This window comes from Sinorhizobium sp. NFACC03, assembly GCF_900103435.1.
In the GTDB taxonomy this organism is placed as follows: Bacteria; Pseudomonadota; Alphaproteobacteria; order Rhizobiales; family Rhizobiaceae; genus Ensifer.
Map to the genome: position 1 here is coordinate 491,435 of NZ_FMXF01000001.1, position 13,908 is coordinate 505,342.

The window sequence follows — 13,908 nt, forward strand, 5'->3', positions numbered from 1 at the left end:
TCTTGTTCCGATCGGACGCAACAAACGGCATGTCGGCGGCCGGCGAAAAGCCACACACAAGCCAGTGCTGCAATCATGACGCGTCAGAATTCTGTTTCGGGGTTGGTTCGGCCGCCCCATGGGTAACCGACGGGGCCAGGCATGGTATCGACCTATCTCGACTATAGTCGCATCACGCGTGATTTGCGCAGCAGCCTCAATCGTGTTGCCCAGCAGCCGCAGATCGCGCGCGAGGCCCAATATTACCGGGAAAACATCGACCGCGTGAAAACCGTCGACGCGTTCCTCGACGACTACCGGCTCTACTCCTACGCGATGAAGGCGCATGGCCTGGAGGACATGACCTATGCCAAGGCCTTCATGCGCAAGGTTCTGGAAAGTGACCTGAAGGACGACAACAGTTTTGCCAACCGTCTCACGGATGAACGCTACCGCAATTTTGCGCAGGCCTTCAACTTCAGTTCGGCAACCGCGGTGGCTCAAACCAGCGCACAGCAGGATGCGCTGATCGGCCTCTACAACGACCGCATTAACGATCTCGATACAGTCATGCGGCAAGAGATGGCCTATTTTGGCGCGGCCATGGATCTGGTCACCGATGTCGACCAGTTCCTGGGCAACGAAAAGCTGCGCTCCTTTGCCTTCACCGTGTTCGGACTGAACCCGAAGACCTTTTCGTACACGGAAGTTCGCAATGCGTTGACCAGCGATCCCGCGACCTTGACCGCCAACCAGACGGCAGCCAAGACGCGGTTGACCGAAGCGAGCAAGCAGCTGACGGATCTCGGCGCGCGCGACACCGCTCTCGCCCAGATCGTCAGCCTGACAGCCCAACTGGCCGCGGCGCCCGATGCCGACAAGCCTGCCATCCAGACGAAGATTGATGAGCAGAACGCAATCGTCACCGACCTCGATGCACGGCTGCCGCCGCGCGACCAGGCGCCGGCGCTGAAGGCGCAGCTCTCCCTGGAGGTGAACACGCTTGCCAGGCAGATCAGCGGTCTCGATATCTATATCCAACTCGCCTCGACATTCAATTTCAATGCCGACGGCAGCGTGCCTGCCGGCGAGAAGGCGATCAGCGACGAAAAGAAGGCGCTGCTCAACGAGGCCTATGTCTTCGTGAGGCCCGGCGTCACACCGTCGGGCGCTGCGCGACTGACCGGCGCCGGGGCGCTGCTCAACAAGGAATACTACGAGCAGAAGATCGGCAGCATTACCAAGGTCTCGGACCTGGTCGCCGATAGCCGCCTGCTCAACTACATCATCACCGCCTTCGGCTTGCCGTCCGCGACGACGATGCCGTCTACGGTCGAAAACATCCTCACCAGCGACATCAACGACCCGGAGAGCTACGTCAACAAATATGGCGGCGAATACAACGCCGCCTACAAGAAGATGCTGGCCGCCTTCAACTTCCAGACTGACGGTACGCTGCCAGCCGGCAAGACCGCGCAGGATGCGGACCAGATGAAGACGACGTCCGACGGCTACATGGTGCGCTACAACGACAAGAGTGATGCCGAGGACGAAGCGCTGGTCAAACGCTTCAAACTCCTGATCGGCACGATGAAATCGGTCGATGAATTGCTCGCCAACAACGACATGAAGAAATTCATGCTGCGTGCTTTCGGCCTCGAGAATGAGGATCTGAGCAGCCGAACGCTGAAGCGGATTCTGACCAGCGACCTCAACGATCCCAGAAGCTATGCCAACACGCTGCGCGATGAGCGCTACGTCAAGCTGGTAAAGGCATTCAACTTCAATCCGGACGGCACGCTCGGCGCACCAAAGCTCGCACAGAGCGAAGCCGACATCATGAATACGGCCAAGGCCTATGTGATCGCCAAGTCCCGGTTCGGCACGGATGAAGAGAAGAAGGTCGCCAAGGTCAAGGCGCAGGAGGAAGCCAAGTACTACACGGCCGAGATCGAGAAGATCGAGACGCTCGACGCCTTCCTGGCGAACCGGCGGCTGGTCGATTTCGTGCTCGTCGGGTCCGGCATCGATCCGGGAACGGTCAAGACCGAATACCTCAAGGACATGTTCACGTCCAACCTGGACGATCCCAAGAGCTTCATCAATACCGATCCGAACGGGCTGAAGTACCGCGGGATCGTCGCCTCCTTCAACTTCGACACAGACGGCAAGATCGTCCGGGGCGAGGCCGGCCAGATCCAGACCCGGCGCGGATTGATCACCACGGTCGACCTCTATCTCAATCAGTCGCTCGAGGAGTCCGAAGGCGCCGACAACGGCGGCGTTCGCCTGGCGCTCTATTTCAAGCGCAAGGCCCCGGAGATCAACACGGCTTACGACATCCTGGCCGAGACCGCCCTGTTCCAGGTTATCAAGACGGCCTACAGCATGCCGGAGGGGCTGCAGAACGCCAAGATCGAGGCGCAGGCCGCCTATATCGAGCGCGTCGTCAACATCAAGGATCTGCAGGATCCCGCGAAGCTCGAGAAGCTCCTGCAGCGGTTCACGGCACTTTATGACGTCGAAAACAACACGGACGTCTCACCGGGGCTGGCGATCCTCAGCGGTAGCGGCGGAGGCGGCGTCAGCGCCGAGACGCTCCTGTCTCTTTCGCAGTTGCGCGCAGGCGGTCGCTGACGCGGGTCGCCTGAAGTGCAGCGAGCCCTTTGCGGCAGGTGCTTAAGCCTGCCGCAGAAGACTGCCCGCTTCACCGGTCGGCGCGCAGCACCTTGTCAGGGTTCATGATGCCCGCCGGATCGAAGGCGTGCTTGATCCGTTGCATCAGCTCGATCTCGATCGGTGCGCGGATTTCTGCGAGCTCGTCGCGCTTCAGCTGGCCTATGCCGTGTTCGGCCGAGATCGAGCCGTTATATCTCAGAACGATACCGTGCACGATCGCGTTGATCTCGCGCCAGCGATCGAGGAAGGCCTGCTTGTCGGCGCCGACCGGCTGCGAAATGTTGTAGTGGATGTTGCCGTCGCCCATGTGGCCGAAAGAGCAGATGCGCGCGCCTGGGATCGCCTTCATGACGGCGGCGTCCGCCTCCTTCATAAAGGCAGGAATGCTGGAAACGGGCACTGAGACGTCGTGCTTGATCGAGCCGCCCTCGGGTTTCTGCGCCGGCGACATGCTTTCGCGCATATGCCACAGCGCCTTGCCTTGCGTCTCGTTGGCGGCGATCACGGCGTTTTCGACGAGACCGGCGGCAAAGCCCTGTTCCAGGAGGTCGTTGACTATGCGCTCGGCGCTTTCGGCCGAATCCGAGGTCGAGATGTCGATCAGCGCGTACCAAGGATGGACGGTGTCCATCGGGTCGCGAACGCCGGGAATATGTTTCGTCGTGAATTCGACGCCGAGGCGCGGCATCAGCTCGAAGCCGGTCAGCGCCGGCCCGCAAAGGCTGGCGGCCTTTTCGAAGAGAGCGAGCGCATGCTCCACACTGCCGACACCGGCGAAGGCTACCTGATGTCCAAGCGGTTTCGGGAATAGCTTGAGCACCGCGCCGGTGATGACGCCGAGCGTGCCCTCGGCGCCGATGAAGAGGTCGCGCAGGTCGTAGCCGGTATTGTCCTTCTTCAGCCGGCGCAGCCCGTCCCAAATTTCGCCGGTTGGCAACACGACCTCGAGGCCGAGGCAGAGCTGGCGCATGTTGCCATAGGCGAGCACCGCCGTGCCGCCGGCATTGGTGGAGACATTGCCGCCGATACGCGCGGAGCCTTCCGATCCGAGCGACAGCGGGAACAGGCGATTGTGATCGTCCGCCGCCTTCTGGATGTCGGCGAGAATGCATCCGGCGTCCGCGACGATCACGTTGCCGACCGGATCCACGTCGCGAATCCGGTTCAGCCGTTCGAGCGAAAGCACGATGTCCGCTTTGCCTTCCCGCGGGATCTGTCCGGCCACGTGGCCGGTGTTGCCGCCCTGCGGTACGATCGCGGTGCGGGTCGCGCTGGCGAGTTTCATGATGCGAGAGACTTCGTCGACCGAACCGGGGCGAAGCACCATCGGCGTCGTGCCGCGAAAGAGCCCGCGGGATTCGACGAGATAGCGCGCCTTGTCCGCTTCGGCGGTGAGCGCATTGGCGCTGCCGACGATCTCGACGAAGGAGGCGATGAGTTCAGGAGAGGGAAGGGTCGTCATGAGTCTGCCTTCGCACTGCGCTTGAGCGCGCTATCGGATCGGTCGAACTGAAGACACGATCCTCGGTTCCTATCGGCTGCGATCATAACCGCAATCGCGGCCGTCCGGTGAGGGCGGGGTGCGGAGGAGAAGCCGCACGCGATCTCACCCTCGCGGCGCCGCCGCACGCTGCAGCCGGTCGATGATCGCTTCTCCCAATCCTTCCGACGGGATCGGCCCGAAGGCGATCGTCGCAGCGCCGCTGGCGTCGGCCCGCTTCATGTAGTCGAAGAGATTGGCTGCCGCTTCGTGAAGATTTCCGGTCGGGCTGAGATCGAGAACGATGGCCGCCTGTTCCTCGCCGGCGATCCGGCCGCCGCCGTAGCGGATCAAGGCCTCGCCCGCACGCACATCGGCAACATCGAGCCTGACGGCCGCGCCGGGCGCGTAGTGGGAGGCCAGCATGCCCGGCGCCTCGATCGTTGCTCCCGCCGTTTCCGGTCGGATCACCGGACGATCGAGCAGGCGCTCGATTTCTGCGGCATCGAGGCCGCCGGGGCGGAGCAGCCGGATCTCGTCGCCATCGACCTTGATGATCGTGGACTCCAAGCCGATTTCGGCCGGGCCTGCGTCGAGGATCAGTTTCAGCTTTTCGCCGAGATCCGCATCGACATGGACCGCACTGGTCGGGCTGATCTTGCCCGAGGTGTTGGCGCTGGGCGCTGCGAGCGGCCGCCCGAAGCGGGCGATCACCCGGCGCGAAAAGCCGTCGGGCATGCGGATGCCAAGCGTGTCGAGGCCGGCCGAGGCCAGCGCATGCACGCTGCTATCGGGCCGCTGCGGCAAGATCAGCGTCAGGGGTCCGGGCCAGAAGGTTTCCGCCAGGCGTCGGGAAATCGGGTCGAAGCGCACATGGGCCTCGGCCATCGCCATGTCGGAGACATGCGAGATCAGCGGATTGAAGCGCGGCCGGCCCTTCATCTCGTAGATGCGGCTGATCGCATCGGGATTGGTGGCGTCGGCGGCAAGGCCATAGACGGTTTCGGTGGGAATCGCGACCGGTTCGCCTTCGGCAAGAACGGCGCAGGCGCGTTCGATCGCGCGGTCCGGTTCCCTGCCTGTGTCGATGATCTCTGCCATGCCGTTTCCTTTCCGACGCTTCCTTAACGGACGTGCCGGGAAAACAGAACGATTTTTTTGGGGGCGTTCGGTTGCTGCCTCAGAGACTGCGGATAATGCGGCGCAGCGCGGAGTCCCGGGCACCCAGCATCAGCACGTTCTTGAGAGCAACCTTGGGGTCGTCCGTGCGGAAGAGGAGCCCGTTGTCGCGGACGTTGCGGTTGATGACCATCTGTCCGTCTTCGGCGTTCGGCTCGATCGCGACCGCGAAATACATGCGGGAATAGCCGCTCTGGATACGGTCGAAGAAATGTGTCTCATCACCAAGGTCGCTGAAGAAATTGGCGAAGTAGAACGACCAGGTGATGTCCTTGGAAGGCGTGACCGCCGTCCGCGCCGCCGTCACATGGCAATAGCCGAGATGCGGCTTGCCGACGAGCGTGCGGTGAAAAATCAGCTTGGGAAACTGGATCGAGGCATGAAAGCCGTTGATCCGCTTGTGCGTCGTGTCACCGGCGGTCGCGAGCTTCTTGCCGGTCCTGTCCGCGACTTCTTCGTAGCTCAGATACCGTCGCTCGCTCGGCAGCCATTGCCGGCGGTTGATCCTGCCGGTGCGCAGAAACTCGGTATGAACGGCCGTCTTCGGCATGACCGCCGGCGGCTTCTCGGCCGCAGCGTCGTAATATCTGAACTTTGCCATGATCGTCAGTGTGCCATCTGCCTGCCGGACATCTTCGTCCGCCGGCAAGCCTAGTGGCTTATGGTTAATGAAGGATTTCCTTTCGTTCGCGGAAGATGCCCCTGCACATTCATGGGAATGTCGCAAACGGGCGAAGCCTTCCTGTGTCTGCGTCATGTCAGTCACAAAAGACGGCATCTGCCCAATTTTTGATCTATCTATATGTTTATAAAGTGAAAAATTCTCGCATCCGTTTCCAAAAGGCGGTTTCGATCGTGTCGTCATTCTGGAATTGAATGTCGCTATCCGGCGCCTGCCGAGGCGCCTTCCGCGCTTACATATCCTTACTCAAGGTGTCGTCTTCCAAAGGGGAAGGCGGATAATTGGGAAGCCGGTCAAATCCCGGCGCTGCCCCCGCAACGGTGGTGGAGCGAAAGCCTCGGCAAAAGGCCACTGGACGGTTTTCCGTCCGGGAAGGCGCCGGGCTGGTCCTTCGAAGGACGGCTCCTGAGCCCGGAAACCAGCCTTGACAGACATAACCGTAACGGGTTGCGGCGGGCAGCCGGATCGGAGCCTAAAACGCATGGGCGTGCGCCCATGCGGGTTCCTGTCCTGCCTCTCCGAAACATGGCGCATGAGGACAGGACATGGATACCAAGACCGATATGCTTCGCAAGCTGAAGGGCCGGCGTGACGGCTACAGCCTCGATCGGGCCTTCTACATCGACCCCGACTATTACCGGCAGGACCTGGAAAACATCTGGTATCGGGATTGGCTGTTCATCGGCCACGATTGCGAAATCCCGCGGGCCGGCAACTATTTCACCGTCCAGGTCGGCGACTATCCGGTCGTCATCACCCGCGATCGCCAGGGCACGATCCGCGCGCTCCACAACTCCTGCCGCCACCGCGGCTCCCGCGTCTGCACGCAGCACAAGGGCTCTTCGGCAAAGCTCGTCTGTCCCTATCATCAATGGACCTACGAGCTCGACGGCTCGCTGCTCTTCGCACGCCAGATGGGTGAAGACTTCGACAAGGCAGCCCACAGCCTGAAGCAGATCCATTGCGAAACGGTCGGCGGCTACATCTTCATCAACCTGTCGGAGACGCCGGCGGATTTCGCCGCCTTCCGCGAGCTGGCATTCCCCTACCTCGCGCCGCACCGGCTGGGAGAGACCAAGGTCGCCTTCGAAAGCACCATCATCGAAAAGGGCAACTGGAAGCTCGTCTGGGAGAACAACCGCGAGTGCTACCACTGCGCCGCCAATCACCCCGAACTCTGCCGGACCTATCCGGAAGCGCCGACCGCGACCGGGGTGCAGGGCGCCAAGGACGATCCGGTGATTGCCGCCCATTGGGCGAAGTGCGAGGCCGAGGGCCTGCCGAGCGAGTTCCGGATGTCGCCGACCGGCCAGTTCCGCGCCGCGCGCATGCCGCTGGTCGATAATGCCGAAAGCTACACCATGTCGGGTGCGCCCGCCGTAAAAAGGGCGCTGTCGGCCGATGTCAGGCAGAAGCAGATCGGCACGCTCCTGATGTTCCACTACCCGACGACCTGGAACCACGTGCTTTCGGATCACGCCATCACCTTCCGCGTGTTGCCGCTCGGGCCGGAACTCACGCAGGTGACAACGAAGTGGCTGGTCCACAAGGACGCGGTCGAAGGTGTCGACTACACGCTCGAGGATCTGACTCATGTCTGGACCGAGACCAACGACCAGGATCGCCAGATCGTCGAGGAAAATGCCTTCGGCATCCGCTCGCCGGCCTATGAGCCCGGTCCGTATTCGCCGGAGCACGAGGGCGGCGTGATGCAGTTCGTCGAATGGTACTGCAAGTTCATGGAGCAGCGCCTGCAGGGCGATGCGGCTCCGCTCTCAAAGGTCGCCTGATATGCAGATGGCGTCCTCCTTCCATCATTTCGACGAACTGCATGTCTGGATCGATCGGCAGCAGATGCTCGAATGCACATCGGCCGTCGTCGAGACCGCCGATGTCATGACCTTCACCTTCCGTGCGGAGAAGCCCGCCTGGTTTCGTTATCTGCCCGGGCAGTTCGTCACCCTCGAATTGCCGGTCGCCGACGATCCGGTCATGCGCACCTACACCCTGTCGTCGACACCGTCTCGCCCGCTTTCGATCGCCGTGACGGTCAAGGCGCAGGCCGACAGCATCGGCACCCGCTGGATGTTCGATCACCTGAAGCCGGGCATGAAGCTCCGGGCTTTTGGCCCGCTCGGCGATTTCAGCTTCGTCCGTCATCCCGGCGAAAAGTACCTGTTTATCTCCGCCGGCTCCGGCATCACCCCGATGATGTCGATGACACGCTGGATGGCCGACTGCGTGCCGGAGACCGATGTCACCTTCATCTCCTGCGCGCGCCGGCCGGACGACCTTCTGTTTCGCTCGGAGCTCGAGGTTCTGGCGACACAGATGTCCGGACTGAACCTCGGCTTCATCGTCGAAGGGCACGAGGCGCGTCACGGCTGGCACGGCCTGCGCGGCCGCATCGACGGTGCCAAGCTACCGTTGCTCGCTCCCGACTTCCAGGAGCGCACGGTGTTCTGCTGCGGTCCGGAACCGTTCATGCGCGGTGTGCGCGAGATGCTGAAGGCAGCCGGCTTCGACATGGCCCGCTATCACGAGGAGAGCTTCCAGCCGGCGGCAGCACCTGCCGCGGAAGAGATCGCCGTGCGCGCCGGTGCCGGCGATGATGGTGAGGTTCAGGCGGCCAAGGTCGCCTTCACCATGAGCGGCAAGGAGGTCGAGGCGAAACCCGGCCAAACGATCCTGCAGACGGCACGCGCCAACGGTGTGAGGATCGGCGCTGCCTGCGAGGGCGGTATCTGCGGCACCTGCCGGGTGATGAAGGTCGCGGGCGAGGTCGAGATGAACCACAATGGCGGTATTCTCGATGACGAGATCGACGAGGGTTACATCCTCGCCTGTTGCTCGCGGCCGCTGGGAGATGTCCAGATCGAAGCCTGAAGGATCAGGGCGTGTTGCAGGGCGCAGGCTTGATTGCAACGCGCCGTAGATTGTCGGCATTGGCAACCGCGCCGATACAACCGCCCTGTGCCGCGTCATCGGCGGCGACCGCCACCTGTAGGGCGCGCTCGTGGCGAGCGAAGTCGATCGAGCCCGTCACCAGCCTGTCGACGCCGCTGCCGGCGCCGCTCGTGGCACCGGCACGGCTGACGAGCAGCGGCTCGCCAAGCGTTGCGGAGGCCCGTGCGACCGCGTGCATGCCCGTCCCCTGCTCGGCTTGAGCAACGAGGGTGAGCGGCAATGGCTTTTCAGGCAGCAAGGCACCCTGCGCCCAAATCGCTTTCAGCGCCAGCGGCGACTTTGCAGCGACATTCACGTCGATATCGTCGAGCGTCCCTGGCACGCGGTAGGGGCAACGCCGTTTGCCGCAATTGATGCCGGACGAGAACTGCCACAACGCATAGCTTTCCCAATTGCCCATCGGGAAGACCTGGCGGATATCCGGCTTGTAGCGCGCGTACCAGAGCGGCAGGCGCGACAGCAGCCGGTGCTTGGCGCGGTGCGCGGCGATATATTTGGCCGTGATGTGGTTGGTATAGAGGATCGGATAACGTCCGGTGCGGGTCTTGACGTGGCCGGCGAAAATCGCGGCATCCTCTAGCGACATGTATTTCTCCGCATCGATGCCCTCGAGATCGAGGACCATCAACTCGTCGTCGCGCGGCTCGGCGTAGTCGAGGAAATGGTTCGCCTGGTCGACGGGATTGCCGGGACGGGCGAGATGGTAGGCACCCCACAGCAGCCCGTGTGTGCGGGCGATCATGCGCCGGGTCTGGTAGAGCTCACGGCTGACGGCGTATTTGCGCCACATGGTCTTGCAGTGGTTGAAGGTGTCGCCGTTGTGGTCGCCGGTGCAGGAGAAGCTCTCGGGCAGGCCATCGGAGGCCTTGGCGATGAAGCCGGAGATGCGCTTGTCCGCAAGCATCGTTTCCCAGTCGATGCTGTTCATCTCATAGGCATCGACGATGATGGCGTTGGACTTGGTCTTCCAGGGTTCCAGTTCACCGGCGCGTGCGATCGCCGCCGCGAAAGCCAGACCTAGAAAGGTCGCGAGGCGCAGAATCATCCCTGTGGTGGAGATATACCGCTTTGCCATTCTCTGAGATTGCCGACAGTATCGTTAATGTATCGTAAATCCCAGCCCCCGAGGCGGACTGTGCTGGAGCGGCGCGCGAAAGTATACCGACCTCCGGCTGTATATGAGCAATGCCTTGCATAATATTGGTGTGTCGCGTGATGCCTTCGACGCCGACAGGCGGATGAACGAATGCGCCGAAGCCGTCACTGCTGCCGATCTGCAGCTATTGATCCGCAGCAGCCGCGATGTCTGAAGATGGAACAAACCCGGTGACTTATGCGTTGCTGGCTGGTTTCGGTTTTCCCGGCTGAGGGTCATCCCCGGTTTTGCAGCGAACCGGGTGAAATCACGCAGAGGCTGAAGTTCCCGTAGTCGCCCGATTTTTTGGCACCCTGCGGAGCGTGGATTCGGTTATGGAGGTTTTGATGAAGACTTTGCTGAAGACCGGGAAGAGCCGGTGGTTTTCTGCGATTATTGCCGCGGCAGTTCTGATGACGTCCGCGGCCCCGTCGCAGGCGTTCATGCCGACGCCGCCTCGCGTCGAGCGGCAGAACGAGGCGACGAACGTTCAGTATCGCAGGCCGGGGTATGAACGCCGCGGCAACTATTACTACTACAATGGCTACCGCGGTTATAACTACCGCCGTCCGGGATACCGTTACTATAACGGTTGGTGGTACCCGATGGCCGCCTTCGGCACCGGCGTGATCATCGGCGGGGCAATCGCCCAGCCGCCGCGCTACGAGCGTCCGGCTCCCGTCTACGCCAGCCGCCATGTGCAATGGTGCGCCAACCGGTACCGGTCCTACAGGGCCTATGACAATAGTTATCAGCCCTATGGCGGCCCGCGCCAGCAGTGCTATTCGCCCTATAGCTAAGGGGTGAGCAGGGCCGGGGGCTTTCGCTGCCGGCCTTTTCTCTGACATTCAAAGAATGCCGATCCGCCTGAGGATCCACCAGGCAAAGGCCATGGAAAGTGCGATGAACAGCGCCGCATAGAGCGTGCCGGTGCCGTCGGCGAAGGGGAGCGCCCCGGTGTTCATGCCGAAGAAACCGGTCACGAGCGTCGGCGGCAGCAGGAATGCGGTCATCAGCGACAGGATGTAGAGGTGGCGGTTGGTTTCCGAGGAGATCTTGCTGTCGATTTCTTCGTGCAGCAGTCGTGCCCGTTCCTGCAAAGCGAAGACGTCGCGGTCGACCGCCTCGAGCCGGTCGGAAAGCCGCTCGGCAACGTCGATGAAACCGGGCGGCACCTCGTCTTCATCCGAGGCGGCCGCCCGCCTCAGCAAAGCCAGGATCGTGCGCAGATGCCGATGAAGCCGCACCACCGTGCGGCGGAGCGGCGCAAGGCCTGGCTGCTGGCGATGTCCGGCCGCGCCATAGACATGATCCTCGATGACGTTCAGTTCCTCGGTCAATTCCAGAACCAGCGAGATCAATGTGCGCTGGAACTCGATCACGATCATCTCGAAGAGGTCGATCGGGCGGGCACATTTCGTGCTCTTCTCCACGGCCGCCTTGACGTGGTCGATGCTGCGCAACGGATGCAGACGGGTGGTGATGATGATCCGGTCGCTGACGGCGAAATGCAGCCAGCCGATCGTCTTGGTCACGGCATCGAAGGTGCGCTCGAAGTCGACGAGCGTGCCGTGTACGATATCATCCGAAACCGTAATCGCGGCCTGCGTGTCGTGGCTGGTCAGCGCGGTGACCGCGAGTGGCGGAAGGTTGCCGATCCGCTCGATGAGGGCAGGCGTGCGTGCATCGGAGAGCGCCAGATGAACCCAGACCCATCCTTCGCCTGTCAGCAGGCTGTCGACCGAAGCGTCGGTGGCGATGCGCTGGCAGCGGCTTTCGCCTGGCAGGAAACGATAGGCCCAGACGATGCCGGGTATTTCGGGGGAAATCAGGTTCATCTGAACGCCTTGGCAAAAGCCTTATGCCTTGGCTTCTATGCGCCGTTGATGACAGTTTTGTTACAGTCGATGCGGCGCGACGTCGTGGCAGAGTGCGGCAATTGACGTTGACGTTTACGTAAAAATCAATAGTGTTCGGCGCAACGAGGATGCGCCCTGCGCGACCTGACTATCTGGGAGGATCATCATGTACAAGGCACCCGTCGACGAGATCGCGTTTACGCTGAAACACGTGGCAGGCATGGGCGACGCGCTGCAATCGGGTGCGCTCGGCGACCTCGGCGAAGATCTGGTCGATGCCATCCTGTCGGAAGCGGGCCGATTCGCGACGGAGGAGGTGGCGCCCCTCGGTGACGTCGGCGACCGCCAGGGCTCGCGTCTCGTCGAAGGCAAGGTCGAGACGCCGGATGGCTGGCGTGACCTCTATCACAATTGGATCGCTGGCGGCTGGAACGGGCTGACGGCTCCGGAAGAATTCGGCGGCCAGAACCTGCCGCACATGCTGCATGTCGCCGCCATGGAGATGTGGAACGCCGGCTCCATGGCATTCGCGCTTGGTCCGACACTCACCATGGGCGCCGTCGAGGCGCTGGAAAAGCACGGCTCGGAAGCGCTCAAAGCCACCTATCTGCCGAAGATGGTCTCCGGCGAATGGACCGGCACGATGAACCTGACGGAGCCGCATGCCGGCTCCGATCTCGGCGTGCTGAAGACCCGCGCCGAGCGCCGCGACGACGGCACCTATCGCATCTTCGGCCAGAAGATCTTCATCACCTGGGGCGAGCACGATTTCACCGACAACATCGTCCATCTGGTGCTCGCACGGCTTCCTGACGCGCCGGCGGGGACGAGGGGTATTTCGCTCTTCCTGGTGCCGAAGTTCCTGGTCAAGGACGATGGTTCGCTCGGCGAACGCAATGATCTCTTCTGCCATTCGCTCGAACACAAGCTCGGCATCCACGGTTCACCGACCTGCACGATGATCTACGGCGACGGCAAGTTCGGCGCAGAGAAGGGCGCGATCGGCTATCTGATCGGCGAGGAAAACCGCGGTCTCGCCTGCATGTTCACCATGATGAACAATGCCCGGCTCGCCGTCGGCATGCAGGGCGTCGCTATCGCCGATGCCGCCACCCAGAAGGCGATCGCCTTTGCCAAGGAGCGCACCCAGGGCAAGGCGCCGGGCTGGACGGGGCAGGGCATGAGCCCGATCATCGAGCATCCCGATGTCGCCCGCACGCTTCTGACGATGAAGGCGCTGACGCAAGGGTCGCGCGCGATCTCCTATGCCTGTGCCCACGCCGTCGACATGGCGCATGCGGCTGAAGGCGAAAAAGCAAAATACTGGCAGGAGCGCTCCAGCCTGCTGACGCCGATTGCCAAGTCCTTCTCGACCGACGCCGGCGTCGACGTCGCCTCGATGGGCATCCAGGTGCATGGCGGCATGGGCTTTATCGAGGAAACCGGTGCCGCCCGCTACCTGCGGGACGCCCGCATCGCCCCGATCTACGAGGGCACCAACGGCATCCAGGCGATCGATCTCGTCACCCGCAAGCTGCCGCTCTCCGACGGCGCGCATGTGCGCGGCTTCATCGGCGAACTGCGCGAGATCGCGCAGGCCGTGCGCGCCTCGAACCGGAATGGTTTCGGCGAGACGGCGGCGCGCCTTGATGCGGCACTGGATGATCTTTCGGCTGCGACGGAGTGGCTGATCGCGGCCGTCGCCGGCGGCAAGCTCGCCGAAGCGCTCGCCGGCGCGACGGCCTATCAGCGCCTGTTCGGCCTGACGCTGAGCGGCGCCTATCTGGCGAAGGGCGGTCTGGCCGAAGTGGCTGACGGCAAGGAAGACCAGCGCATCGCGCTCTGCCGCTTCACCGCCGAAAACCTTCTGGCGGAAACCGCTGCCCTGAAGGATCGTGTCGTCAACGGCGCCGACAGCCTGGCCGTCGCCCGCGCCGTTCTGGCTTGA

The 13,908-nt window shown here is 62.5% G+C and carries 10 protein-coding genes, 1 pseudogene and 1 riboswitch; of the genes and pseudogenes, 6 read left to right on the top strand and 5 right to left on the bottom strand.

Features of this window, described 5'->3' with window-relative positions:
- The first annotated feature begins 141 nt into the window (after window positions 1-141).
- Window positions 142-2,616, top strand: coding sequence for a DUF1217 domain-containing protein (locus tag BLU35_RS02375; protein WP_093232053.1), 2,475 nt, complete (start codon window positions 142-144; stop codon window positions 2,614-2,616).
- Between the two features lie 70 nt (window positions 2,617-2,686).
- Here BLU35_RS02375 and BLU35_RS02380 read toward each other — a convergent pair whose 3' ends face one another.
- The 3 genes from BLU35_RS02380 to BLU35_RS02390 all read right to left on the bottom strand — a co-directional run bounded on the left by BLU35_RS02380 (window position 2,687) and on the right by BLU35_RS02390 (window position 5,918).
- Window positions 2,687-4,120: an FAD-binding oxidoreductase gene (locus tag BLU35_RS02380; protein WP_093232054.1), complete on the bottom strand. Its 1,434-nt coding sequence runs from the start codon at window positions 4,118-4,120 to the stop codon at window positions 2,687-2,689.
- Window positions 4,121-4,264: 144 nt separating this feature from the next.
- Window positions 4,265-5,239 carry an L-threonylcarbamoyladenylate synthase gene (locus tag BLU35_RS02385; RefSeq protein WP_057250750.1) on the bottom strand — a complete coding sequence of 325 codons (975 nt, stop codon included), beginning with the start codon at window positions 5,237-5,239 and terminating at the stop codon, window positions 4,265-4,267.
- A 79-nt stretch (window positions 5,240-5,318) separates the two neighbouring features.
- Window positions 5,319-5,918, bottom strand: a complete 600-nt coding sequence (locus BLU35_RS02390) for a DUF6656 family protein (RefSeq protein ID WP_057251094.1) — start codon at window positions 5,916-5,918, stop codon at window positions 5,319-5,321.
- A 313-nt stretch (window positions 5,919-6,231) separates the two neighbouring features.
- Window positions 6,232-6,440, top strand: a riboswitch (cobalamin riboswitch).
- 104 nt (window positions 6,441-6,544) lie between these two features.
- Between BLU35_RS02390 and BLU35_RS02395 the strand changes: the two genes are divergently transcribed.
- Window positions 6,545-7,789: an aromatic ring-hydroxylating oxygenase subunit alpha gene (locus BLU35_RS02395; RefSeq protein WP_057250748.1), complete on the top strand. Its 1,245-nt coding sequence runs from the start codon at window positions 6,545-6,547 to the stop codon at window positions 7,787-7,789.
- 1 nt (window position 7,790) lies between these two features.
- Window positions 7,791-8,885 (top strand): FAD-binding oxidoreductase, encoded by a 1,095-nt coding sequence (locus BLU35_RS02400; protein WP_093232055.1) that lies wholly within the window; start codon window positions 7,791-7,793, stop codon window positions 8,883-8,885.
- A 145-nt stretch (window positions 8,886-9,030) separates the two neighbouring features.
- Here the strand turns inward: BLU35_RS02400 and BLU35_RS02405 are convergent.
- Window positions 9,031-10,041, bottom strand: a pseudogene (locus BLU35_RS02405) (glycoside hydrolase family 25 protein); the annotation flags it as partial.
- Between the two features lie 103 nt (window positions 10,042-10,144).
- Between BLU35_RS02405 and BLU35_RS36010 the strand changes: the two are divergent.
- Window positions 10,145-10,276 carry a hypothetical protein gene (locus BLU35_RS36010; RefSeq protein WP_286161427.1) on the top strand — a complete coding sequence of 44 codons (132 nt, stop codon included), beginning with the start codon at window positions 10,145-10,147 and terminating at the stop codon, window positions 10,274-10,276.
- Window positions 10,277-10,448: 172 nt separating this feature from the next.
- A complete protein-coding gene (locus BLU35_RS02410) occupies window positions 10,449-10,901 on the top strand; it encodes a BA14K family protein (RefSeq protein ID WP_093232320.1) in 453 nt (150 codons plus the stop codon).
- A 48-nt stretch (window positions 10,902-10,949) separates the two neighbouring features.
- On the opposite strand, the gene BLU35_RS02415 is transcribed toward BLU35_RS02410, so the two are convergent.
- A complete protein-coding gene (locus tag BLU35_RS02415) occupies window positions 10,950-11,939 on the bottom strand; it encodes a transporter (protein ID WP_093232056.1) in 990 nt (329 codons plus the stop codon).
- A gap of 187 nt (window positions 11,940-12,126) precedes the next feature.
- On the opposite strand from BLU35_RS02415, the gene BLU35_RS02420 reads away from it, so the two are divergent.
- Window positions 12,127-13,908 (top strand): acyl-CoA dehydrogenase family protein, encoded by a 1,782-nt coding sequence (locus tag BLU35_RS02420; protein ID WP_093232057.1) that lies wholly within the window; start codon window positions 12,127-12,129, stop codon window positions 13,906-13,908.